The following is a 25,730-nucleotide window of genomic DNA, read 5'->3' as shown; positions in this document are numbered from 1 at the left end:
AAAAAGATTAGTTGAATCAAAAAATGGTTACTAAGATTACTTACATGTTGTAATTTTCAAAAAATTTTATAGAATCAAAACACCTGCTTATTGTTTTATGTTATATGGTCAGTTTACAACGTACATTTATCTATATTTCATTAGTTTGTTTTATTCGTTAAAACGATACTTAATCCTATTTCGATAAGCATATAACTTTCTTCATACAGTCAGTACAGCTCATTCATAGTCAAAATATTGTTAAAAGTTGTCTATTAAAGTATAAATAAAAAAGATAAATAAAAGTTGTAAGATATATACAGAAGTATATATTGATTTTCAAATAATGTTTTGATTACTTCTATAACAACGACTAGCGTGAGGCATTGATATAATAAGAAACAACTATTATTACTAATTTTAGTAATTTTATCTCATTATATTTTCATTATTAATTTATCTAATTTAAATCAATATATATTTTTAACATTAGATTATTAACAGTGATTAGATAATATGAAAATGAACAAAATTATTCGCTTTTACAATGAGTGAGATGTTATTGTTATGTGAGTAATTTAGTATGTCTAAGATTGGGATAAATCATGTTTTGAGTAAAATTTTAAATATGCAGTTATTGAATTTTAAGTGAGACAAATATTGTTACTCTAGTAAAAGTAAAGGCGATAGTTTTTATTACTTAGGTAATAATTTAAATCTGAGTTTGTACTGCATTATATTTTTTTGACTTTATAACTTTAATCGTTATTAAGTAGTAATAATAAATTAATGATTAATAGTAAAATGATTTATGAAATTTAAATATCATTTAACATTAATTAAATAATATTTTATTTTTTACTGTACTATCGTAAATAGTAGCCGTAATAACGTAAATAAAATTACTGTTTAATATAAACTAAATTTGAGGATATTTACTGAAATACTTTCGTTCCATTTTACTACTCATATTAATTATGACGTATTAATAATAACTGATAGTGATCATTTTTTTAAAAAATCACAATACTAAATAAAAGAATCCTTTTTTATAAAAAAGAACACACAATAATATTAAATAGATTTTCTTCATAAATTAGTCTATGACTGACTTCTTGTTAAAAACAATATTTAATTAATGCATAATCCATCTTATCTTTATTTTTTTTAATAGATTTATTATAAATTAGAAAATCGATCTAATTTTACACGTTTAACCTTACTGTATACTATACTGTATATTTTAGAAATACTAGAATATCTATATGACCACTTATTTATTAAATAATACAAGTACTATTTACATAAATATATGTTATTCTAGCAGAATTTTAATTCTAAATAAATTATTTCTTTAATGTTGATTATTAATGTACTTCCAACCATAAATCCAAATAATAAAACCGACTGTTATCAATACAGTTGATAGTAAATATTTATGAGCATTATGGATTAACAAGAATATTCCGCTAAGTGTTAAAATAGTGCCAACTCCGAATAGAAAATAGGATTGTCTATACTGAATATGATGTATTTTTACTTCTTCTATAAGACTTTGCACATTTTTCTGCAATAATCTATTCTGTTTTAATCCATCATAAACTAAATCAGGTAATTCAGGTAAGTTTTCTATCCAAAATGGCATATTTTCTTTTAAGGTACGTAAAACAGCCATTAATCCAACTTGATCTTTAATCCAATTTTCCAAAAAGGGTTTAGCTGTTTTCCATAAATCAAGCTGTGGATACAATTGCCGACCAATTCCCTCAACATATAACAACGTTTTCTGCAATAAAATTAACTGTGGCTGAATTTCCATATTAAAGTGTCGTGCAGTATTAAATAAATTAAGCAATAGGTGACCAAAAGAAATTTCAGAAAGTGGTTTTTCAAAAATAGGTTCACAAACAACGCGGATGGCAAATTCAAAATCTTCAATATTAGTATTTGGTGGAACCCAATTAGAATCAATATGAAGTTCTGCCACTTTTCTATAATTACGATTAAAAAAAGCGATGAAATTTTTTGCTAAATAGAGTTTATTTTCTTTATTTAAAGTTCCCACGATACCATAATCAATACCAATATACTGAGGACTTTCTGGATGTTTAAAGCTCACGAAAATATTGCCTGGATGCATATCGCCATGAAATAAACCATCACGGAAAACTTGGGTAAAAAAAATCTCCACCCCTCTTTCTGCTAAAAGTTTCATATTAGTTCCTTGTTTTTCCAATGCTTCAATATCATTGATCGGTATACCATAAATACGTTCCATGACGAGCATATTTTTGCTACAATAATTTGGATAAACTTCTGGAATGTATAGTATTGTACTCTCTTTAAAATTTCGCCGTAACTGAATAGCATTCGCTGTTTCTCGAAGCAAATTCAATTCATTAAGTAATATTTTTTCATATTCTAGTACAATTTCGGTAGGTCTTAACCAATTTCTTTCCGGAAAGAGACGTGATATCCAACGAGCTAACCAAAACATTAGCCGCAGATCCTCTTGAATAGTTTTCACAACATTCGGACGAATGATTTTAATTACGACTTCTTTGCCATTTTTTAACCGAGCGCTATGAACCTGTGCGATTGAAGCGGATGCTAGAGGGTCATTTTGAAAATTATCAAACCAGGTTTCTAACGGCCGTTCCATTGATTCTTCAATATATGAACGTGCAAGAATTCCCTCAAAGGGAGCTACTTTAGCTTGCAGCATCGCTAATTGATTTGCAATATTTAGTGGAAGCAAATCACGGCGCGTTGAAAGCATTTGCCCAAATTTAATCCATAATGGGCCCAATTCTTGCAAAGCTAAGCGTAATCGCTCACCTTTCATGTATTGAAAGTGGTTATTAGGTATCCAGAAGAATAATTTTTTTCCAAACCGTAAGAATAGAGTGATGCGCGCCTTAGGTAAGAATTCATCTAATCCATAGCTCAGCACAATATGCATAATCATGTAGAGGCGTCGGATTGCATGCAACATTATTTTCTAATTTCCAGTATTAATTTAACGTCTAAATGATATATAACTTCATTCACTTTTCTTTACTCTATTAGACAAAGATACTGGCTAAAATTATAGCAGGTTATTAACCATGCCTTTTTTATTCTTTTATATTTTTGACTAATATATTACAAATATCAATTAAGAATTTTAGAAACTATTCATAAATCTTAGTTAAGGCACTATCAATTTTAATTGGATTTAATCACAATGTAGTTGATATTGTATAAAGCAAGAATCACTACTCATTATAAAATATGATGCAATTATTTTTAAAGATTGTCTTTAATATTACAATTGATTGTATGATTTTTTAGAATTTGTAATGACCTAATCTAGGATTATCATAATTAGTAGCATTTTACCAAGCTCATATATTATGCAATTAACTAATAACTGACTTTTCTAATAAGAAAAATACATCCACCGATATTTCATATATCACAATGAGACAATTTAGCTTATCTTATTAATTTAAAGCATGATTTTATGTTTTAAAAGTTGTTACATTTTTTTGATTATGATATTTATTGCATAAATAATTATCTAAATCAATAACATGATACTTATTCTACAGATTAGAACTTATAACCACGATGTAGAGCTACAATGCCACCAGTCATATTAAAATATTCGACACCATTGAAACCTAAATCTAACATCATCAATTTTAAGGTTTCCTGATTTGGATGCATACGAATGGATTCTGCTAAATAGCGATAGCTCTTAGCATCATTAGTTACGATCTCTCCGATATGGGGTATGATATAGAAGGAATATAAATCATAAATTTGTTTAAGACATTTAAATAATGGTGTAGAAAATTCGAGAATCAGTAATCGTCCACCAACTTTTAATACCTGATACATAGAGCGTAGTGCTTTTTCTTTATTAGTTATATTTCTTAAGCCGAATGAAATAATGATGCAATCAAAAGTATTATGAGCAAAAGGAAGTACTTCAGCATCAGTCTGAATATAACTAACATTATTTACAATACCAAAATTGCGTAATCTATTACGACCAATTTTTAGCATAGAATCATTAATATCTGCCAGTATGACTCTTCCTTTATTACCCACTAAGCGTGACAATCTAGCAGTTAAATCACCAGTACCACCTGCCAAATCCAAAATTATTTGTCCAGGACGAGTATTACTATACTGAATAGTAAAACGTTTCCAAATACGATGAATACCAAATGACATAAGGTCATTCATCAGGTCATATTTTTTTGCGACAGAGTGAAATACATTAGAAACCATTAAAGTTTTATATTTTTTTGGTATAATTTTAAAACCAAAATCAGTAGTTTCTGGTTTACTGTTTTTTTTCATGTATATTATCCTAATAAATTAATTATTTAGCGCAATAATTTCATGACTACAATTCCATTGTACAATGTTATTGACATTGTCAGAAACATCCTATAGTATTAGGATGGCTGTTGAATCTTTTTAAATTTTTATATTTTATTTAGATGAAATAAATAATCTGTCCTTTATACATAATAGGATCTATAAACAACACATTAATTGACTAATAAATAACAATTGTACTTTTTACTATGAATTTAAATAGAATTTAAATAATGTAATAATATTATTGAATATTATGTTCATTTTAATTTCATTTTTTTAAAATTGACAATTTCAGTCGTTCCTACTTAATATGATGACTTTAGTTTTTCTGTCGCTTAGAGGAATATCCTTTTTCTCCTTTTAGCTATATGTTCGATTGTTAATAACATTATTTTATTATTTATACACACTGAATTTTTTAAAAAAAATCCCTTATGACAAAAAAATGTAGATCTCAATTTTAATTTATCTACATCTGGGTAAATTATTTGTATCTATTAATCTTTGTTAACTCATACAATACTTGATGTAGTTACAGATACCATAAAGTTAGACAAAGAGATTATACATTATTTAATACATAATTAAATAGCTCATCATATTTTTTACGAAACTCTTTTGAATCATTATATACTTAAATCTAATGTGTAACGTTTTTTGGATTCCTAACAACTACTTTAAAGTAGTGTAATATGTATAAACATCATCTTTTTGCATTTTAGTATAATATATTAATCACTATATTAGTAAATTAATTGATTACTGAAATTATAAGATACGGCTGTATTCATAATACACGTTATATTTTCAAAAAAATAAGCATTATATACTTTAAGTATAAGCTGCATATGATTTACGAAATTTATACTAGTCAATAAAGTTAAATATTTATTTTACATTAAATTATGAAACGTAAAGAACGAATATATTAATTACTCAGTTAATATTAATAAAAAGTTAGCAGTTATTTAGCAGTTATAGTGTGTAATCCAATATAAATGCATAGTATTCAATATTGGTTATAATAACATTATTATCTTTATTTCAAGATATGATTATTTTCTGATAATATCATATTAAATCAATACTTGTGTATTGTTATGCTCAAGTTGTTATATATTAGTACGATCAAATAAATACTGATATTCAGTACATATAGTAAAATGATAATAATTAGTTACTATTAAGTTTAAATTAAACTATAATTATTATTATAATATTGTATATATATTTAAATATTTTTTAATAAAAAATGTTTATTATCTATAATTAAATTAATGTACTGATTGTATCACTTTCTTTTTTATTTTTATAAAATAAAATCAATGTTGTCATCTGTCGTTATACGATCATAAATTCATAGAATAAGTGAGCTTAATGTGTTAACTTGAGTATAAGTAAGAGATATTTACTAATCAAGCATATGATTGGCGTACATGAAATAAACTACTCTAGCATAACAGTAATGTTATATGCTATTTCGTGACGTTAGAACATACTATGTTCTATATAATTAATAGAATTAGTCAGAATATTTGATGTATTTATGATGCATAATATCTTATGGTTTTATATCAACTCTGTACTTTATAGCTATAATATTCATTATAAAAAAGTACTGTTACTATTTCCAATAGACAAAAAATATTTTCATTCCTGAATAGGATAAATGATTCAAGATAGCGATATAATCATATTATACTTGAGAGATTTCCGTATTTAATAGAATGATTTTAATGACTAATATATAATTCATATTGGAATAAAAAATGTTTTTTAAATTATTAAATCACATTAAAAGGTTTTGTAGAAAAAAGTACATTAACGAAATAATTACTATACTTTTATAAAAGCTAAATAAAAAATGCATTTATGTATGTTGTTTATAGATCTTCACTCAATTCATGTAGAAATTTTAAAGAAATGAATAAGACAAAAGTTTTTGAAGCATCATGCAAACTACGTTTATCAATGCTCTAGAATAATATTAAAGTCATTTAAAATACTAAATTTACAATTTTTAAAAACTCGAAAAGTATATTCATTGCATATACATGATCTTTAATCATGTTATATTAATTAATACATTGGAACTAATTCTAAATTAATTTTTAAATTGAACTAACATAAGCGGATGAAAACTTCTTTAATTTTAATAAGTTATATCACATAACAACGTGTGATGTACAGATGATTAAAATAACATCTTATTATAACAATGTATCAGGATATACAGAATGACGGGACTGACCGAAAAAAATATCATATTGGGTATAAGCGGTAGTATTGCTGCTTATAAATCTCCAGAATTGGTACGCCGTTTACATAAACTTGGTGCTGAAGTGCGAATAGTCATGACATTATCGGCAAAGAAATTTATTACACCTCTTACTCTACAAGCAGTATCATACCATCCAGTAATAGATGCTCTATTTGATACAATCCCCAAAACAGCCATGGGCCATATTGAACTAGCAAAATGGGCAGATCTAGTTCTACTTGCTCCCGCAACTGCTAATCTACTAGCACGTTTGACTGCAGGATTTGCAAATGATTTACTCAGTGCTCTCTGTTTAGCAACACCAGCTCCGATAGCAGTAGTACCGGTAATGAATCAGCAAATGTATCGAGCTACTGTCACACAAGCTAATTTGGCAATACTAAGAAGTCGTGGCGTGATGATCTGGGGACCAGACGAAGGAAGTCAAGCATGCGGTGATATTGGTTTTGGACGAATGCTTGAACCTATTGATATCGTGAATTTAATCATACAACATTTTATCCTTGACTATTCATTAAATAACCTCAATATAATGATTACTGCAGGCCCAACTCGAGAAGCATTGGATCCAGTACGTTTTCTTAGTAATCATAGTTCTGGAAAAATGGGATTTTCTATTGCCCGTGCAGCTGTATCTAGAGGCGCTAAAGTGATATTAATATCAGGTCCAGTGGGCCTACCAACGCCATTAGGCGTAACGCGAATTAATGTTATCAGCGCACTTGAAATGAAAGATGCAGTAATGTGTAATATTCAGAAACAACATATTTTTATTGGTTGTGCAGCAGTAGCTGATTACCGTGCTCAATTTTTTTCTCCAAAAAAAATAAAAAAAATAGGTAATGAGTTAATAATGAAACTTATTAAAAATCCTGATATTATAGCTACTGTAAGTGGATTAACTAAGAATCGTCCTTATGTCGTCGGATTTTCTGCAGAAACTCACAACATGAAAAAATATGCTAGAAAAAAGCTTTTAACTAAACGTCTCGATTTAATTTGTGCTAATAATATTGCTGATGCACATCAGGGATTTGATAGTGATTATAATACATTGCATTTGTTTTGGAAAAATGGAGATACTCTATTGTTTTTAAGTGATAAAACCTTACTAGCTCAAAAACTTATTGATGAGATAATCAAACATTATGATCAAAAAAATAAACATTAAAATCTTAGACAGTCGCATAGGAAATCTTTTTCCACTGCCAACTTATGCTACAGAAGGATCTGCCGGTCTAGATTTATGTGCTTGTATTAATGATACAATAAAAATAAAACCAAAAGAAACAATTCTTATTCCAACCGGACTAGCAATTCATATTGTCGATATTAACTTAGCTGCAATAATCTTACCGCGTTCAGGTTTAGGTCATAAACATGGTATCGTATTGGGAAATTTAGTAGGACTTATAGATTCTGATTATCAAGGAGAATTAATAATTTCAGCATGGAACCGTAGCCAACAGATTTTTCATCTTGAACCTGGTATTCGCATAGCACAAATGATTTTTATACCGGTAATACAAGTTGAATTCAATTTAGTCACGTCATTTGTTAATGTCAGCAATCGTGGTGCACAAGGTTTTGGTCATTCTGGATAATATCATCCCATATCAGTAAGAACGTACTAATAATTAAATAGATTAGTTCACAGTAAAATACTTTTTCATAAATTTTAATAGATCGCATGCAATACTATTAAAAGTATTCATTCATATTTAACTATAGTTATTAAAACTAATATAACCAAATGATATAAAAAATGAATGGTGCAATGTAATATTGTCTCAAAGACTAAAATATTATTAAAAGACTACTGATTAAATGAATTAGTATTCATTTAATTGTAGAATTATCGATTAGTGTAAATAAAAAGCACAAAGGAATAAGGAATATAGGTCTTCTTTTGAAAATCATCAAATCAAAAGAGATCTTATCCTGACACTGATAAGAATTAAAAATCTATAATTTATTATTTTATATGTAACTAACATTGAACTTAGATATTTTATCGTGACCATGCTGATTTATATTTTGTCAAAAAAGTTTTATTAATCTCTAATCTTGAAATAAATTTCTGTATCTACTCTTTTAATAGGACAGTATTTTACTTCTAAAGTGTGATATTTCTTTGATTTGTATCAATAAATAACACTACATATTATAATGATGTGTTTTTATATGTTGTATAGCCTGTGCGCGAATAGTACGTATCATAGCTTCTATGCCCTGTAATCGAGATGACGTCAAATGTCGACCCAATTCTATTGAATTAAAGAATGGACGTACATCAAGTATACTGAGTTCCGTTGCGCTCAATCCGTTGTAAAGTATAAATACTATAGCAATTAGCCCTTTCACGATAGCAGCATCGCTGTCGCCATATAGTTGAACTACACCAGACGTACCAGCAGTAATCATCATTATAATCCAGACTTGACTTTGACAACCCATAATGAGATTATCTGGAATGCGCATACTCAATGGAAATGATGGAAGATAATTACCTAACTCTATAATATAAAGATACTTTTCCTCCCAATTTCTACAAAGAAAAAAATTTTTCAATAATTGTTGTTTATTAGGTAGTAGTGATTCCATGCTAATGTTTACTCCGCAATTAGGAGTTATAATTTAAGTAAACGGTGGATTCGTAGCAAACCAGTTACCAAACAATCGATATCATCATAATTAGTGTATATTGCTAAAGATGCACGACACATACTTGGTACCTTAAAATACGCCATTAATGGCATTGCACAAAGGTGACCAGTACGAATAGCAATACCATACTGATCAAGAAAACTCCCTACATCATAAGCATGATGATGATGAAAATTAAAAGCTATGACTCCAATACGCTCTTCTGGCCCATAAAGAATTAACTCTGGTACTTGTCGTAACGTTTGTAACGCATAGCACATTAACCTATTTTCATAAACTTGAATATTATCCAATCCTATTTGCTCGATATAATCGATAGCAGCACCTAGTCCAATAATACCGGCAGTATTTGGTGAGCCTGCTTCAAACCGAGTCGGGATACGACTAAAAGTAGTACCAAATTTTAAAGTAACGCTACGAATCATTGATCCACCTCCTTCCCATGGAGGCATGCTATCTAACAACATTTTTCGACCGTACAGGATACCGATACCGGAAGGTCCATAAAGTTTATGTCCAGAAAAGACATAAAAATCACAATCCAGCGCTTGTACATTTACTTTTTTATGCATAACTCCTTGAGCACCATCAATCAACACTAGTGCATCGCTAGATGAACGTACTATAGAAATTAAAGATGTTAAAGGAGTAACTGTGCCTAAAACATTAGATACTTGTGTTATAGCGAACAGTCGTGTTCTTTTATCAACGAGCGACGATAACCTATCGATATCTAAAGTTCCATTTGGTAGTAAAGGAATATAACGCAGTGTAAGATTTTTTTCTTGAGCCAACATTTGCCAAGGAACAATATTCGAGTGATGTTCCATTTCAGTAATAATAATATTATCGCCAGATTGTGTAAAATGTCGTCCCCAACTATTTGCCACTAAATTAATACCTTCAGTAGTACCTTTTGTAAAAATAATTTCATCCGCTGATGTAGCATTAATGAATCGCGATACTTGAATACGCACCTGTTCCATACGATCCGTTGCTTCACTACTTAGTGTATGAATTCCTCTATGCACTGCAGCGTATCCCTGTCGGTAATAATTACTTTCACAATTAATAACAGTATTAGGCTTTTGTGCACTTGCTGCACTATCAAGATAAATTAACTTTTGCTTATTTACATGTCGTGTTAAAATTGGGAAATCGGATCGAATTTGATCAATGGGATAGATCATACTACCTCTTGGAAGGTTTCTTCAATACGAGCTTGTATAATCTCTCGTACAGTATCATGGTGAATTATTTCTATCACCTCTGCTAAAAAAGCAGAGAGAATCATTTTTTGACTATCTGTGCGGATAATTCCTCGTGAACGTAAATAAAACATTTGTTCTTCGTCAATACAGCCAATAGTAGCACCGTGACTGCATTTAACATCATCTGTATAAATTTCTAATTGAGGGTTAGTATTCACTTCAGCTAATCGGTTCATCAAAAGGCTATTATTAATCATATGACTGTCAGTCTTGAGTGCATATTTAGCAACTTTAATTAAACCGTTAAATATTCCTTTACCACGATTTCCGGCAATTATTTTATGCAATTGACGACTTAGACAATAGCCTTTATTATGTTCAAGGTAAGTACTAGTATTGCTAATACTCTCTCCAAAAGGTAGCATAAGACTATTGATTAATAAATCCGATCCCTCTCCATTTAATTGCACGCTAGTTTGGTGTCGTGCTAATTCGGATCCAAGGACAAATATTCTGTTGCGTACTACAGCATTTTGTCCGATGATGATATCATCGTAACCAAAATGATAACTAGCATGGTTTTCAAACGCTAATTTAATATAATTTAGGTGGGCGTTATCACCTACTGTAATTGATGTTCGTGCTCCGCTAAAATGTCCTTTTTGGTCCATGCTAACGAAATGTTCTATCACTTCTCCTCGTGCTCCCATTTCAATATCAATATGATGGCGATAATGCATCATGTTTAATGTTTTTTTATCTTCATTACCTTGGCTAATATGCAGTAGATAGAGTGGTTTAGATGCTGTTCTATTCGATGGCAGACAAATACGGATAGTTTCTTGGCTGAAACTTTCCGTTAAGTGCAAAAATACCTCTGAATAAATAGGAGAAGGTAACGGCTTACGCCTGGAACCTTGTTCAACTTCGATATGCCATACGCCAGTTTCTGTATCGCTTAGCCTTTCTATAAAGAAACCATTAATAAAAATTAGACGATAAGCGTTTAATCCTAGACTAAAAGTATTATGATCTACGGTCATTACCGTGTGAGTAACTAATGAAAAGTAATATGCAAGAAATTTTTTTAATGAAATATATTTCCAATGTTCATGTTTATGAGTAGGCATGCCTAAACGTTCAACACTTTGCCAGTGAGTATAAGCTTGAGTAGACTGTGCATTATTTTGTTTTTCAAAAAATAATTTTCGCCATTGGTGCAAGGCAGAAAGATGATTATTGTTCGGTAAGCCAACCATATCCTTGCTCCTCAAGCTGTTTTACTAGAGAAAAATTACCGGATTTCACAATTCTACCTTGATATAGTACATGAACATGATCAGGTGTGACATAATCTAAAATACGTTGATAGTGTGTAATTATAATAAATGATCTGTTACCATGACGTAATGTATTTATACCGTGTGATACGATTTTTAACGCATCGATGTCTAGACCAGAGTCTGTTTCATCTAAAATACATAAATCTGGTTCTAATATAGCCATTTGTAAAATATCATTACGTTTCTTTTCACCACCAGAAAAACCAACGTTAACTGAACGAGTTAATAAGTCATTTGGCATATTTAATAGTTTTATTTTAGATTCTATTAACTCATTAAAAGCAAATCGATCTAACGGTATTTTCTCACGATATTTACGTACAGCATTTAAGGCAGTTTGTAAAAAATAATGATTACTGACACCTGGAATTTCTACTGGATATTGAAATGCCATAAAGATACCTTCCCCTGCTCGTTCTTCTACTTTCATAGAAAGTAAGTCACTACCTTTAAACAATACCCTGCCTGTACTAATTTTACAATCTTCACGTCCTGCAAGTGTCGCAGATAAGGTACTTTTTCCAGAACCATTTGGTCCCATAATAGCATGTACTTCACCAGGTTTTATTTCTAGATTTAGTCCATTAAGAATTATTTTGTCGTCTATGACAACCTTTAATTCTTTGATTGATAACATATGTTATGTTCCTTTACCTAGTTTTGTTAAAGCTATTTGAATAAATATGACCTAACACACATATATTCAACCTACACTATTTTCAAGACTAATAGTTAGTAATTTTTGTGCTTCAACGGCAAATTCTAATGGCAGTTCGGAAAAAATATCTTTACAAAATCCATTAACGATAATAGAAATTGCATCATCATCGCTGATACCGCGTTGACGACAGTAAAATAGTTGCTCTTCACTAATTCGGGAAGTTGTAGCTTCATGCTCTACGTGAGCAGTATCATTGTGTACTTCCACAGATGGAAAAGTGTGAGCACCACATTCACTACCGATCAACATTGAGTCGCATTGAGTGAAATTTCTTGCATTAGTAGCAGTAGGCATAATTTTAACTAGCCCTCGGTAACTATTTTCACCTCGTCCAGAAGAAATTCCCTTTGAAATAATAGTTGAACGAGTATTCTTACCTATGTGAATCATTTTTGTTCCAGTATCTGCTTGCTGATAACCATTAGTAACTGCTACTGAAAAAAATTCCCCTGTTGTATTATTACCACGTAAAATAACACTTGGATATTTCCAAGTAATGGCTGATCCTGTTTCAGATTGTGTCCAAGACATTTTTGAATTATCACCGGCGCATAATGCACGTTTAGTGACAAAATTGAGAATTCCGCCTTTAAGTTCATCACCAGAAAACCAGTTTTGTATTGTGGAGTATTTTACTTCAGCATCTTTAAGAACGATAACTTCTACTACTGCTGCATGCAATTGATAGCTATTACGTACTGGTGCTGAACAACCTTCAATATAACTAACATAACTGCCTTCATCGGCAATTAAAATTGTTCGTTCAAACTGGCCAGTTTTAGCAGAGTTAATGCGAAAATACGTTGACAGTTCCATAGGGCAATGCACTCCTTTTGGAATATATACGAAAGTGCCGTCGGAAGCTACTGCCGCATTTAGTGCAGCAAAAAAATTATCATTAGCAGGTACAACACTGCCCAAATATTGGCGTACTAATTCTGGATAGTCGTGTATTGCTTCGCTAAAAGAACAAAATATAATACCTATTTTTGCTAATTTATGGCGATAAGTTGTGGATACTGAAACTGAATCAAAAATTGCATCTACAGCTACAGCACTTCCTTCTCGCACCGGAATACCCAATTGATTAAAGGCTTGCTCTACTTCATTTGTTAAGTAATTTTTTACTTTTTTGGTATCATCTGTTTGCATTGTATTCGATTGTATATCGTGCGTACTATTATGATTAGTACATAGTGGCGCTGAATAATATATGTATGTATTATAATCAAGCGTTGTATAATTTGCTTTCAACCAATGCGGTTCTTTCATGTTTAGCCAAGCGCGATACGCATTAAGACGAAATTCTAACATCCATTTCGGTTCACCACGTATCTCGGATATTTTATGTATTATGTCTTCACTAATACCACATGCTAATTCTTCAGTTGTTACATGAGTAAAGAATCCTTCTTTATAACGTTTAGTTTTTATCCAAGATTGGGTTGAATCGGTTTTGTCTGAAGTCTTCATATTATTTTTTAAGATCATACAGTGATCGCTCCAAAACCAAAACTTTCACCACATCCGCAAATGTGCTGAACTTTGGGATTGTTAAATTTAAATACGCAATTCAGCCCTTCTTGTCTATAATCTAATTCTGTGCCATCAACGAAAGGCATTGTTTTTAGTGGGACATAAAGTTTTACATTTTTATGCTCGTAAACTAAGTCATTGTTTTTTGGTTCAAAAACTTTTTCAATTATATAACTAAAGCCAGCGCAGCCTGATTGTTTCACATTAACTCGTAAACCCAACATATTGGTATCATGTTTCATTAAGTTACGGATTTGCTGAACAGCAGAATCAGTGAGTTTTAGACCGTGCCAAATATTTTTGTCAAAAAAAGATTTGTTAACATTACTATTTATCTGCATCATATTTACCTTTTTATATGTTAAAAAATGATTAGTAGATCACTGAGCCACGAGATTATTGAAATAGTCTTTTTAATTTTAAACCTTAAATGTAAAATATATAATTTACTTATTATGCTCATATTAAAAGTTGTATAACTTCCGATAACAATCATTTAATGACTAATAAAGAGTATATATTGTCAGAATATTTCACTGCGTTATTAAAAATCTATGAACATAACTTCCACAATATAACTGTGTATCATTATTTTTCAATAAATGGCTAGCTAGAAGATGATAAATAAAAAATATATATTTTAAGGATATATATGGTGTCAATAATTACTATCATTAATTATGAAAATTATGAGAGATAAGTAAATTTTATTAAATATAAATCCACACACATCACATTAGACATAACATACTTTAACTCTTTCTGAAAGATATAACAATATTATTGTAAAATCGGAGTTATAATTCCAGAAAATTAGAAAATGATATGGTATCATCGCCAGTTCAAATATTTTATATAGGAATGTAACTTTATGACATCCAGTGTTTTCCATCTTGGTTTAAAACATTCTGATTTGCAAGGTGCAAGCCTTGCTATTGTACCAGGAGATCCTAAGAGAGTAGAAAAAATTGCCCGGCTAATGTTAAATCCAATACATTTAGTGACTCATCGAGAGTTTACTACTTGGAGAGCTGAACTAGACGGAACAGTTATTGTTATTTGTTCTACTGGAATCGGAGGGCCGTCTACTTCTATCGCAATAGAGGAGCTAGCCCAGCTAGGCATCCGTACTTTTCTTCGTGTCGGAAGTACTGGGGCAATTCAAAAATTCATTAATATAGGTGACGTATTAGTAACTACTGGTGTCGTCCGTCTAGATGGAGCTAGCCAGCACTTTGCTCCATTAGAATTTCCAGCAGTTGCAGATTTTGATTGCACTGCTGCATTAATTCACGCAGCAAAAAAATGTGGTGCTACGTTACACGTAGGCATTACGGCCTCGTCTGATACTTTCTATCCCGGTCAAGAACGCTATGATACTTATTCTGGTCGTATAGTTAAAAGATTTAGAGGATCAATGCAAGAATGGCAAGACATGGGAGTAATGAACTATGAAATGGAGTCTGCTACCTTATTTACTCAATGTGCGACACAAGGACTACATGCTGGCATGGTAGCAGGAGTAATTGTGAATCGTGTACAACAAGAACATCCTGATGTTACTACTTTTATACAGCAAACAGAAAATACAGTAGTAAAAATTGTTTTTGAAGCTGCTCATTTAATTTTATCTACATCTAAAATATCATAATTTTTTCTGATTTGAATTATTTAATTCTTCATAATTAATATAATTATTAATTAATTTACTTGTAGATAAATATTATATTTTATTAACATTGTAAATAAAATGAAAATATAATTTAAAACAAACATCTCCTTTTGCTTGCCTATCTAACTAGAAAAAAGTGACCATAAATCGTTTGTTTTAATAAAACCAATAATTTTTAACAAAAATTGTACTGACTTCAAATACCAGTACATTTTGTTTTTAACTGAATATTCATTTCGGTCATTGATATATTTTAATATTTTATTTTAAAAACCCATGAACGATTGTTTTAGTGAAAAAGTTATGTAATTTATCTACAAGAATTGTCTGTTCGATCAAAGATGCTATTGCAGTGGATAAAATGTACAATATGTAAAATTTAATATATTTATTATCTAAAAGTTGCTATGCTAATGCGAGATACTGGAGTACAATCCGATTAATATATCGACATTACATGATTCAGTATCATGTTAGATAATAAAAATTAGTAGGATGCATTTTATACAAAACGATATTAATAACTTAAAGCAGGTACTAATCAATATGATTTATTTTACTCCTATCGTAAAAAATTAGCATGAGACAAAATAAGGAATGCAATTATTGTTATTAATGAATATGTTTTTTGGTTCCTTGATGTTTTTAATAAGTTGAGTATTTGAATGAATGAAAAATAAAAGAGTACGATATGTTATTTAATTTTTATTAAATCACGAAACCAACATTACAATTCATTTAAAAATCTATTTATTAAAAATGCAATAGTAAATAATTATGATATTTATCATGTTATATCATACGTATCATTTTAATATAATCTGCGAACATACAGCCGATATGCTACATTTCTAGTAAGTTTTTCTCGATGTAACTGCCAACAAGAAGCTAGATTGGGAATAATTTTTTCTACTTCAGTTTCAATATAAATCCAAGATTTATCGGCTAACCGTTTATATTGTTCTAATAATGTTATTACGTTTTCTACTATTCCTTGATAAAATGGTGGATCAATAAATATAACATCGAATGTTTCACCGGGTTGCATTAGCCAATACAAAGTGTCGGTCGTAATGACTTTGGCTGACATTACTACCGTCAAAAATTGAATATTTTTAGTTAATTGGATGCTAGCCGCACGATTTATTTCTAATAAAGTTGCATTAGAAGCACCGCGCGACAGTGCTTCTAAACCTAAACTTCCACTACCAGCAAAACAATCTAAACAACGTGCGTTCTGTATTACTGGATCTAGCCAATTAAATAAAGTTTCTCTCATACGATCTGTTGTTGGCCGAAGACCGGGATTATTGAGAACTGATAAATTATATCCACGCCATTGGCCTCCAATAATACGGATATGACCAGTGGATTGAAAATTTTTTTTAATATGCATATTGTTGATGATAGGAGTTTATATAAAAAAATTGTATGCAGTTCAATATGTTGCTAAATCTAATTATATCATAAAATATTTATTATTTAATAACTAATTTACAGTGCAACAAATCAATGAAATTAGTAACGAGTATATCATGAAAAAACTAATTTTAGTTTTAGTGTTTAAGGACTCAAAGTTTATATATTATAATATAACGAACATGTAAAATTACACCGTAGTAACATGATTACAAAGGTTTGCTTAGAAGTATTTTAAATATTTTTAATATAAAACGCTTTTGAGTGGATTTCAAAATCCATAATTGTTGAATTTAATATAAAATTAATAAAAAAATAAGTGAGAATTAATAACATAAATATTGAATTTATTGCAATAATTAATATGAAAATAATATTGACATTAAAAATAGAATCTGTGGGATTCTAAAATCTAAACAGATTAATATTACATAAATAAATTAATTGTCATATAAATTACTAACATTAAATACATAGTCAATATAGTGCACGATTTACGGTAATACCACGTGTAACTATACTTAAAATGGGAAGGTTCGCTATGAGTAGCGTAGTACCTGTAGTTGACATACTTCAAGGTCGTGTACCCATTGATCACACCGTAACTGTACAGGGTTGGGTATGTACCCGCCGAGATTCTAAAGTTGGACTTTCTTTTCTTGTTATCCGTGATGGATCTTGCTTCAAGTCTTTACAAACTGTTATAAAAAGCACCCTATTTAACTATCAACATGATGTTTTACGTTTAACTACTGGTTGTTCTGTCATGATAATTGGAAAACTAGTAAAATCTTTAGGCAATAGACAATGTTATGAAATTCAAGTAAAATTAATAAAAGTATTAGGTTGGATAGATGATCCGGATACTTATCCAATAGCGGCTAAACGACATAGTTTAGAATATTTACGAGAAATAGCTCATCTACGACCACGTACTAATGTAATTGGTGCAGTAACGCGTGTACGTCATACGTTAGCCCAGGCTATTCATAGATTTATGAATGAAAAAGGTTTTCTTTGGGTATCTACGCCTCTAATTACTTCTTCTAATACTGAAGGAGCAGGCGACATGTTTCGTGTCTCTACGCTTGACCTAGAAGATGTACCTAACACTCCAGATGGAAAAGTAAATTATTGTAAAGATTTTTTTGGAAAAGAGACATTTCTCACAGTTTCTGGTCAACTAAATGCTGAAAGTTATGCTTGTGCTTTATCTAAAATATATACTTTTGGTCCAACTTTTCGGGCAGAAAATTCTAATACTAGTCGACATCTTGCTGAATTTTGGATGGTAGAATTAGAAATGGCATTTGCAACGCTTGAAGATATTACCAATTTATCAGAAAAAATGCTTAAATACTTATTTCAATCGGTCTTAATCGAACGTATTGACGATATGCAATTTTTTGCTGAATGGGTCGATAAAGACGCAATTAAGCGTTTAAAAAATTTTATCAATACAGATTTTATACAGATCGACTACACTGAAGCAGTCAAGATTCTTGAACGTTGTGGTCATAGATTCGAAGTTCCAGTTTATTGGGGTATAGATTTTTCTTCTGAACATGAACGCTATCTAGCAGATATATACTTTAAGGCACCAGTAATAGTGAAGAATTATCCTAAAGACATAAAAGCATTTTACATGAGAATAAATGATGACGGAAGAACAGTTGCAGCGATGGATATTTTTGCTCCCGGTATTGGTGAGATCATCGGCGGTTCACAACGTGAAGAACGTTTAGAAAAGCTAGATATTAGTTTAAAAAATATGAGTTTAAAAAAAGATGACTATTGGTGGTATCGTGATTTACGTCGTTATGGTACAGTTCCACATTCTGGTTTTGGATTAGGTTTAGAAAGATTAATTCTTTATGTTACAGGTATGAAAAATATTCGTGATGTGGTACCCTTTCCCCGCTATCCGAAACATGCAAGATTTTAATTTATATTAACAAAACGTATTGATCGATGATGATTGATATTTATTTAATATCCTTTTATCTTCAAAAGAATAGGACGTGATTTTTTTTGAGATAACCAATAGCGCCTCGTTAAGGCGGCATATCTTCTTAATGATGGTTATGATTAATATAATTAATGTTTTGTTTCATAAAAAATCCTAAATATTAAATAGATTAGTTTATTCTATTAAATGACTTTTTTCGCTCATTAATAAATAAATTAATTTTTCGTACTACTAAAGAAATACAAATATGTGAATTATCTATTACTTGCAACCGAACTGAGTTATTTATAAATATAAATGATATCGATAAATATGTGTAATTTTACTGATATAAAAAGTTAAACATTTATAATTTGGAAAATTGTTAGCATAGATTTTTTCTTAAAAAAATATTAGTATATATAGAAATATATTCGTAAACAATCTAGTATATTTGATATACAAAATAACATTAGAAAATGTTGTATCAACAAAATAACAACACTTCAGCTTTTTTTAAATTTATTTTTAAATTCAAATGAATAAATTATACAAAAATAATCAGAACATATGTTAATACACAATTTCATATAGCTTCGTATATAATATATATAAATAAATTAAATTTGCATGTTTACATAACACTTATTACAATCATGTATTGTCAGTATCTTGTCGCTATGACAATATGTAATAGAGGACAATTAACAACACTTTTTTTCTAACAAGATTTTTTCAATATTCACAAATAATTAATATCCACAAATAATTGTTATAATTACCCTGATAATGACATTGTCAGAGATACATCGGTTATATCAGTCCCTTTGAAACAGAAGAAACGTTTTTTTAATCAATTATCAAAAGATTACAATACGACACGCCCACTAGCGTAAGATGCTGCTTATATTAACAATACTATCATTAACTATAGAATTTAATATTCTCAATAAACTAGAAGGAAATAGAAAAAATTTTAAATTTATACATTTTCTATTAAATACATTAATAATTACCCAGTTTTATCACCATAATCACGCATTAAATAAATAAATATAATAGATATTACTATTATCTAATGAATATTAGGCTGATGGATTAATTTTATATAGAGTAACTATGGTTATTTATTGTAATATTAATTATTAATACCAGTTATTAATAGGATTAAGTATTGACAAAAGAGTAGTTAAAAACTCATATATATTTACAATATATTATTTTATTTACGCTAACACTACGCTAAAGATGTGGATCATTAGGCATTTTTATTTATATCTATGGTTATATTGGTCTAATTTTATAAATTTAGCGTATTTTGAATAAACTAACACTTTATCAATATATGAGTGTGTAGCATCACATGATATTATAGACAATAGATCACCATCATAGTAGTACAATATTTTCTCTTGACTTTAAGTCTACATACAGTAGTATACTTTCCGGTATATACAGTGGTAAAAAGTTATAATGGGTCAGTATCAAACGATGCTAATTGCTAATAGGTGGCGCTACTAAACTTAACTACATGAATTTAAAAAGACATTATTAATATAATAGATTAAGAGTAATTTATGCTTTTTTATAAAAACTATCATATATGGAATATATTTTTTAATTCTAAATAACTAAAACAGATCATCAAAACTTAATTTAAAATACAGTGGCTATTAGACATAGTGGCTATTAGACATAGTTGTCTAAAACAGTAAGTAATTCTGGTTCTTATATACAACAAGTAAAATTATCTGCTAGATTGAGAAAGTAAAACTATGACTACAATTATAGAAAAAATTAAAAAACAAATTGCTGAAAATCCGATTCTTCTATATATGAAAGGTTCACCAAAATTACCAAGTTGTGGATTTTCGGCTAAAGCAGTGAAAATACTATCTGCTTGCGGAGAACATTTTTCTTATGTCGATGTACTAACCAATCCAGATATTCGTATTGAGCTTCCAAAATATGCTAATTGGCCAACTTTTCCACAACTTTGGATTGATGGTGAACTTATCGGCGGCTGTGATATTCTAATAGAGATGTATCATCGTGGGGAACTCAAACCGTTAGTCCAAAAAATATCGATAAAAAATATTAAAGAAGATTCATTAGGAATAAACTCTGAGTAGCTTACAGTGATTTTATTCACAATATATCTGTATAATATTTTTAAAAACTATATTGTTTCGATAGAAAATATACTGTATATAAAAACATTGCATTATAGTTCTTTAGACTTATGAAGTCGAATCAACATATATATAAGTAAATATTATTTTATAATATATCACAAAAAAATTTATTTAAAAATTTATCGGCCAGATAATACAGTTTCCAAAAATTGTTAAATAATAATGTGTTTATTCAATGCATTACTTGATTCAGATAATATGATTTGTGGTGGCCAACCTCCAAGTCGTTTCCAACGATTTACAAGCTCACAGAATAGTGAGGCAGTACGTCCTGTATCATATAGTGCTGAATGCGCTTCATTGCTATTAAAGGGAACACCTGCAATTTTACAAGCTTTTGCCAATACTGTTTGTCCCAAAACTAAACCGCTGAGAGTTGCTGTATCAAAAGTTACAAAAGGATGAAAAGGATTTCGTTTTAATCTAGATCGGCTTGCAGCTGCCATCAAAAATCCGTGATCGAAGGCAGCATTATGTGCAACAATAATGGCACGACTGCAATCTTGTTCCTTGAGCCCTTTGCGTACTAATTTGAAGATTTCATGTATAGCTTCATATTCACTGATAGCACCACGCAAAGGATTACATGGGTCAATGCCATTAAAAGCTAATGCCTCGGGCTGTAATAACGAACCGGGAAAAGGATCGATGTGGAAATGTAAAGTATTATCAAATTCCAACCATCCATTACTATCCATCTTCATAGTTATGACACCAATTTCTAATAGAGCATCGCTACTAGAATTGAGTCCTGCCGTTTCTACATCAACGACAACTGGATAAAAACCGCGGAAGCGAGCACATAAAGTATTTACATTATTTTTTACAACCATATACATTCTTATATTTATTGAAAATCTAGCTATTGTGGTAACAAAATTTAGAGTTACTTGTATGATGACAATATACATAAAGATAAATAAATATTATTATACAGTATATAATAATCCGTATTTAGTACCTATGCTTTAAATACTTATTTTCTATCTAAAAAAATCTGTATGTTACTTAAAGTGCTATGTCTAATGATTATTAGAATATTTAGAATAATAAAAGTAACAATATTATTATATTATCAAATATATACTCATCTTAAATTACTATTTAGTTAATTAGTAAATAAACCTGTTTTATAAAAGAAATGCACGTCATTATTTGCTTAATTTCATATAATTAATGAACTTCGTTTTATATTATTGTTGTATCTTCAAATCGCGTGTATACAAAACAAGCCAATACATAGATAATAAAATTATTAGACACATACCTACTGTTTTATCTTTAATTTTTCCCAATTTTAATATATTGTTTATAGCGTTAAGTAAATTTACATGTATATGTAACACCAAAAAAATGTAATATTATATATTATAATGTAATATTATATATTATAATGTAATATTATATATGATGTGAATTTCTCTAATTTTGATTTGCATGTGTATATAAAAATTAAAAAGAATCAAATAATAAAATTACTTAACTTATAGATTTTTAAAATTTTTATTTCGATATTGTTGGTTCACTAGACAATTTAACGAATATCATATTATTAAATTTTAGAATTTAATTAATCTTAATTGTTTTTACTACAGTGTCGTACTTATTTTACTACCTTAAAAAAGACTGGCTACTTTTGTCATTTTATATCTACATAAGATAATTACAAAAAACTATAATTTTATATTCATCCTTTTATGACAATACTTTTCCATATGAAACATCGATATCCTTAATATCCTAGTTTAGTACTGTGTAACTTTCTTCGGACATGTGATCCAAGCTAAATATTGATCAAATATGAAATATTCATTAATGATATTAATGCATGATCGCAATACGATGCATTGTATCATAAAAAGATAAATTTCTTATAAATTTAAGATACTTATATTTCAAAAGAAAAATTTATTTTACATAACAGAATGAATTTAATTATATATAGAAATATATGAAGAATCTTTCTTTACAGAAGAAATAATTAGATAAAAAATACAATATCTAATGCTGTTACACAATTGTTTCAAAATATCTATAAAATAGACATTTTCTTTTACGTGGAACTTTATGAAATATAAAATATATGCATGTCTTAATTGTGTTAGAAAAACGTCAATATTAAATATTGATATTCGTTATATCTTTATTTAACTTAAATATAACAATAGGCTACGTATATAGTAATAATGGTGGTACAGTGATAAGTAAACTATCTTGTACATTAGCACATTAGTCGACTATGTAAGTTACATGAAGGATCTCGATATGTCGTTTTAACGATTAGATTATAATGGAGCTATTACAAATAGAATAGTTATATTTTTAATACATTAAGGAAAATATGTTACTAACTTCTATCTTTACACCGTGCATATATTATTAATATACATGCTTATAATTAATATATATAAATTTGATAATTTACTTATTATGAAAGTAAATAATCTAGAGACAAGCTATAATAATTAGCCTATTTATAAGGAGAAAGAATTGGAATCACCATTAGGATCAGATTTAGCTCGACTTGTTCGAGTTTGGCGTACTTTAATTGACCATCGATTAAAACCTTTAGAATTAACGCAGACACATTGGATTACATTATATAATATCTGCCAGTTACCACCTGAACAGTCTCAGATTCAACTGGCTAAGGCTATTGGTATAGAACAACCATCTTTAGTACGAACATTAGATCAGCTTGAAGAAAAAGGATTTATTACACGGCATATTTGTTCTAACGACCGACGAGCAAAACGGATCAAATTAACTAAATTTGCTGAACCTGTGCTCAAAGAAGTGAGCAATATTATCAATAACATTCAAAATGATATTTTTTATGGTATTGGGCAAGAAGAAATTTATCTTTTAAAAAATATAATTTCAAAATTGGAAAAGAATATTTTAGAGCTGTTTAATAAAACTTGACCACGAAAGTAGACGTCAGTAAAACTGGCTTATAGCCAGTTTTACTCTACTAACAAATTTTCTTAGAAGCATAAGGATATAAAAATACGTAAAAGTATTGATTTTGATCAAATTTAATGTTCAATAATAAAGAATCCATCTGAGATTTATCAATTATTAGTTATTATTAATATTATATTTTATGTATCATTTATTATGTTATTGATAATTTTTCCCCATCTATATGATAAGTCATCATACATTTTGTATTTTATGTTGTTAAAGATAGAATTGCATCAACAAAGATAATACATGATGCCGATATCATTCAAATTTTTACCGTTTAACAGTGAATCCATACTAATATTTATCGTACTTATTAAAAATATTTTTAATCTTATAGTGTATATATAACATCGTACTCATTTAATTAATTAAAGTAAAAATCAGGTAGTTACCTGAGTGACTGTTATAATTCATTTTGATAAATTAAAAACTAAATTTAATCAATTAATTTTTTATGACAGTTCAGAGAAATAACTATGTTTGCAAATTGCCAGTTGTTTGGACTAGATTTAGCCTTTCCTGATGTTTGTTTAACTCCGATTCCAATGATAGTTCCAGTGCCTTATTTTAATATAGCACTAGGAGTTATTGCTACTCCGCATACCTGTAAAGTACTCTTTGTTGGTTTACCAGCTCATAATATGGCCACGAGAATTTGGTCTAGCTTTGGAGATAATGCAGGTATTAATCTCGGTGTAGTTTCCGGTACGATCATGGGTTCTTCGAGACATCTCACAGGCGCTTTCACTACATTAATAAAAAGCTCTCCTGCTACTAGATTAAGTAGTTTAACATTTCAAAACGGTATAAATTCAGTTGGTATGCGACTTATTCCTAGCCAATTAAAGATTATGATGCTTGGCCATTAACTCAATATTATAAGGATAATTATGTTGCTTTCTCTATTGTCTCGCTTGTTAGGCTATCATCACTATTTTTTGTTTTTTTGGATTCCTATCCTATTGCTTTCCAGTTGTACTGCAGACCAACAATCATCCCAAAGAGAGTATATACTAAATTTGAATATTTTAGGTCAAATAAATCAAGGTTTACCCTTAAAGATACGAATTTTTTTCTTAAATAATAAAAGCATATTCCTATCATCTGATTATTTAAAATTACAAGATATTAGTGATCAAATGTTATTTGATACTGTAATTCATTCACAAGATTTTTTTCTTCTTCCTGGAGAAAAAACTAAAAAATTGCATTTGAATCTACCATTTTCTACAAAATATATTGGTTTGTTTGCTGAATACAAAGACATAACGCACCAACATTGGAGAACAATTTGTCCAACTTATAGTAATAAATTGCCGCTATGGCGACGTTTATTGAATGGTTCTACTGATTCTATAATTCACACAAATATCACTGTCACCTCTAACGGATTAAAATGCAAGTAAAATTT

General features: G+C 29.3%; 18 protein-coding genes. 8 read left to right on the top strand and 10 right to left on the bottom strand.

The features are described 5' to 3' along the window. Window positions 1-1,333 precede the first annotated feature (1,333 nt). Both ubiB and ubiE read right to left on the bottom strand, forming a co-directional pair. Complete coding sequence (ubiB, locus tag ACICP0_RS00260) at window positions 1,334-2,974, bottom strand: ubiquinone biosynthesis regulatory protein kinase UbiB (RefSeq protein WP_395479973.1); 1,641 nt, start codon at window positions 2,972-2,974, stop codon at window positions 1,334-1,336. A 599-nt stretch (window positions 2,975-3,573) separates the two neighbouring features. After that, a complete protein-coding gene (gene ubiE / locus ACICP0_RS00255) occupies window positions 3,574-4,332 on the bottom strand; it encodes a bifunctional demethylmenaquinone methyltransferase/2-methoxy-6-polyprenyl-1,4-benzoquinol methylase UbiE (protein ID WP_395479972.1) in 759 nt (252 codons plus the stop codon). Window positions 4,333-6,593: 2,261 nt separating this feature from the next. Between ubiE and coaBC the strand changes: the two genes are divergently transcribed. Both coaBC and dut read left to right on the top strand, forming a co-directional pair. Next, window positions 6,594-7,808, top strand: a complete 1,215-nt coding sequence (gene coaBC, locus ACICP0_RS00250) for a bifunctional phosphopantothenoylcysteine decarboxylase/phosphopantothenate--cysteine ligase CoaBC (RefSeq protein ID WP_395479971.1) — start codon at window positions 6,594-6,596, stop codon at window positions 7,806-7,808. After that, a complete protein-coding gene (gene dut, locus ACICP0_RS00245; RefSeq protein WP_395479970.1) occupies window positions 7,786-8,241 on the top strand; it encodes a dUTP diphosphatase in 456 nt (151 codons plus the stop codon). Before coaBC ends, dut begins: the two co-directional genes overlap by 23 nt. A gap of 553 nt (window positions 8,242-8,794) precedes the next feature. On the opposite strand, the gene sufE is transcribed toward dut, so the two are convergent. From sufE to sufA, 6 genes are all read right to left on the bottom strand, one after another. Further along, complete coding sequence (gene sufE / locus ACICP0_RS00240; RefSeq protein ID WP_395479969.1) at window positions 8,795-9,241, bottom strand: cysteine desulfuration protein SufE; 447 nt, start codon at window positions 9,239-9,241, stop codon at window positions 8,795-8,797. 26 nt (window positions 9,242-9,267) lie between these two features. Next, window positions 9,268-10,494: a cysteine desulfurase SufS gene (sufS, locus tag ACICP0_RS00235; protein WP_395479968.1), complete on the bottom strand. Its 1,227-nt coding sequence runs from the start codon at window positions 10,492-10,494 to the stop codon at window positions 9,268-9,270. Further along, window positions 10,491-11,774 (bottom strand): Fe-S cluster assembly protein SufD, encoded by a 1,284-nt coding sequence (gene sufD, locus ACICP0_RS00230; protein WP_395479967.1) that lies wholly within the window; start codon window positions 11,772-11,774, stop codon window positions 10,491-10,493. The genes sufS and sufD overlap by 4 nt, the downstream gene beginning before the upstream one ends. After that, window positions 11,752-12,495 (bottom strand): Fe-S cluster assembly ATPase SufC, encoded by a 744-nt coding sequence (sufC, locus tag ACICP0_RS00225; protein ID WP_395479966.1) that lies wholly within the window; start codon window positions 12,493-12,495, stop codon window positions 11,752-11,754. Before sufC ends, sufD begins: the two co-directional genes overlap by 23 nt. A gap of 66 nt (window positions 12,496-12,561) precedes the next feature. Further along, window positions 12,562-14,052, bottom strand: a complete 1,491-nt coding sequence (gene sufB, locus ACICP0_RS00220; protein WP_395480221.1) for a Fe-S cluster assembly protein SufB — start codon at window positions 14,050-14,052, stop codon at window positions 12,562-12,564. A gap of 14 nt (window positions 14,053-14,066) precedes the next feature. After that, window positions 14,067-14,456, bottom strand: coding sequence for a Fe-S cluster assembly scaffold SufA (gene sufA, locus ACICP0_RS00215; protein ID WP_395479965.1), 390 nt, complete (start codon window positions 14,454-14,456; stop codon window positions 14,067-14,069). Window positions 14,457-14,986: 530 nt separating this feature from the next. On the opposite strand from sufA, the gene udp reads away from it, so the two are divergent. Next, the gene (udp, locus tag ACICP0_RS00210; RefSeq protein WP_395479964.1) at window positions 14,987-15,766 is read left to right on the top strand and encodes a uridine phosphorylase; all 780 of its coding nucleotides are present in this window, start codon (window positions 14,987-14,989) and stop codon (window positions 15,764-15,766) included. 832 nt (window positions 15,767-16,598) lie between these two features. On the opposite strand, the gene rsmD is transcribed toward udp, so the two are convergent. Then, the gene (gene rsmD, locus ACICP0_RS00205) at window positions 16,599-17,183 is read right to left on the bottom strand and encodes a 16S rRNA (guanine(966)-N(2))-methyltransferase RsmD (protein ID WP_395479963.1); all 585 of its coding nucleotides are present in this window, start codon (window positions 17,181-17,183) and stop codon (window positions 16,599-16,601) included. 564 nt (window positions 17,184-17,747) lie between these two features. On the opposite strand from rsmD, the gene asnS reads away from it, so the two are divergent. Together asnS and grxD are read left to right on the top strand one after the other, a co-directional pair. After that, the gene (gene asnS / locus ACICP0_RS00200) at window positions 17,748-19,151 is read left to right on the top strand and encodes an asparagine--tRNA ligase (protein WP_395479962.1); all 1,404 of its coding nucleotides are present in this window, start codon (window positions 17,748-17,750) and stop codon (window positions 19,149-19,151) included. Window positions 19,152-20,929: 1,778 nt separating this feature from the next. Beyond that, window positions 20,930-21,286: a Grx4 family monothiol glutaredoxin gene (gene grxD / locus ACICP0_RS00195; protein WP_395479961.1), complete on the top strand. Its 357-nt coding sequence runs from the start codon at window positions 20,930-20,932 to the stop codon at window positions 21,284-21,286. Between the two features lie 215 nt (window positions 21,287-21,501). Here grxD and rnt read toward each other — a convergent pair whose 3' ends face one another. Continuing rightward, the gene (gene rnt / locus ACICP0_RS00190; protein ID WP_395479960.1) at window positions 21,502-22,182 is read right to left on the bottom strand and encodes a ribonuclease T; all 681 of its coding nucleotides are present in this window, start codon (window positions 22,180-22,182) and stop codon (window positions 21,502-21,504) included. A gap of 1,657 nt (window positions 22,183-23,839) precedes the next feature. Between rnt and slyA the strand changes: the two genes are divergently transcribed. The 3 genes from slyA (at window position 23,840) to tssJ (ending at window position 25,725) form a co-directional block, all read left to right on the top strand. Continuing rightward, on the top strand, window positions 23,840-24,274 hold the full coding sequence (gene slyA / locus ACICP0_RS00185; RefSeq protein WP_395479959.1) for a transcriptional regulator SlyA: 435 nt from the start codon (window positions 23,840-23,842) through the stop codon (window positions 24,272-24,274). A 521-nt stretch (window positions 24,275-24,795) separates the two neighbouring features. Further along, complete coding sequence (locus ACICP0_RS00180) at window positions 24,796-25,188, top strand: DUF4150 domain-containing protein (RefSeq protein WP_395479958.1); 393 nt, start codon at window positions 24,796-24,798, stop codon at window positions 25,186-25,188. 21 nt (window positions 25,189-25,209) lie between these two features. Beyond that, window positions 25,210-25,725, top strand: a complete 516-nt coding sequence (gene tssJ / locus ACICP0_RS00175; protein WP_395479957.1) for a type VI secretion system lipoprotein TssJ — start codon at window positions 25,210-25,212, stop codon at window positions 25,723-25,725. The last annotated feature ends 5 nt before the right edge of the window (window positions 25,726-25,730 follow it).

The organism is Candidatus Curculioniphilus buchneri endosymbiont of Curculio glandium (assembly GCF_964275155.1).
Taxonomy (GTDB): Bacteria; Pseudomonadota; Gammaproteobacteria; order Enterobacterales; family Enterobacteriaceae; genus Curculioniphilus; species Curculioniphilus buchneri.
Note: the sequence above shows the minus strand (reverse complement) of the source record. Positions and strands in the feature narration are given on the sequence as shown.

Bases quoted from the DNA above. Each gene is read 5' to 3' on its own strand.
- ubiB (WP_395479973.1), bottom strand. From the start codon at position 2,974: ATGTTGCATGCAATCCGACGCCTCTACATGATTATGCATATTGTGCTG.
- ubiE (WP_395479972.1), bottom strand. From the start codon at position 4,332: ATGAAAAAAAACAGTAAACCAGAAACTACTGATTTTGGTTTTAAAATT.
- coaBC (WP_395479971.1), top strand. From the start codon at position 6,594: ATGACGGGACTGACCGAAAAAAATATCATATTGGGTATAAGCGGTAGT.
- dut (WP_395479970.1), top strand. From the start codon at position 7,786: ATGATCAAAAAAATAAACATTAAAATCTTAGACAGTCGCATAGGAAAT.
- sufE (WP_395479969.1), bottom strand. From the start codon at position 9,241: ATGGAATCACTACTACCTAATAAACAACAATTATTGAAAAATTTTTTT.
- sufS (WP_395479968.1), bottom strand. From the start codon at position 10,494: ATGATCTATCCCATTGATCAAATTCGATCCGATTTCCCAATTTTAACA.
- sufD (WP_395479967.1), bottom strand. From the start codon at position 11,774: ATGGTTGGCTTACCGAACAATAATCATCTTTCTGCCTTGCACCAATGG.
- sufC (WP_395479966.1), bottom strand. From the start codon at position 12,495: ATGTTATCAATCAAAGAATTAAAGGTTGTCATAGACGACAAAATAATT.
- sufB (WP_395480221.1), bottom strand. From the start codon at position 14,052: ATGAAGACTTCAGACAAAACCGATTCAACCCAATCTTGGATAAAAACT.
- sufA (WP_395479965.1), bottom strand. From the start codon at position 14,456: ATGCAGATAAATAGTAATGTTAACAAATCTTTTTTTGACAAAAATATT.
- udp (WP_395479964.1), top strand. From the start codon at position 14,987: ATGACATCCAGTGTTTTCCATCTTGGTTTAAAACATTCTGATTTGCAA.
- rsmD (WP_395479963.1), bottom strand. From the start codon at position 17,183: ATGCATATTAAAAAAAATTTTCAATCCACTGGTCATATCCGTATTATT.
- asnS (WP_395479962.1), top strand. From the start codon at position 17,748: ATGAGTAGCGTAGTACCTGTAGTTGACATACTTCAAGGTCGTGTACCC.
- grxD (WP_395479961.1), top strand. From the start codon at position 20,930: ATGACTACAATTATAGAAAAAATTAAAAAACAAATTGCTGAAAATCCG.
- rnt (WP_395479960.1), bottom strand. From the start codon at position 22,182: ATGGTTGTAAAAAATAATGTAAATACTTTATGTGCTCGCTTCCGCGGT.
- ACICP0_RS00180 (WP_395479958.1), top strand. From the start codon at position 24,796: ATGTTTGCAAATTGCCAGTTGTTTGGACTAGATTTAGCCTTTCCTGAT.
- tssJ (WP_395479957.1), top strand. From the start codon at position 25,210: ATGTTGCTTTCTCTATTGTCTCGCTTGTTAGGCTATCATCACTATTTT.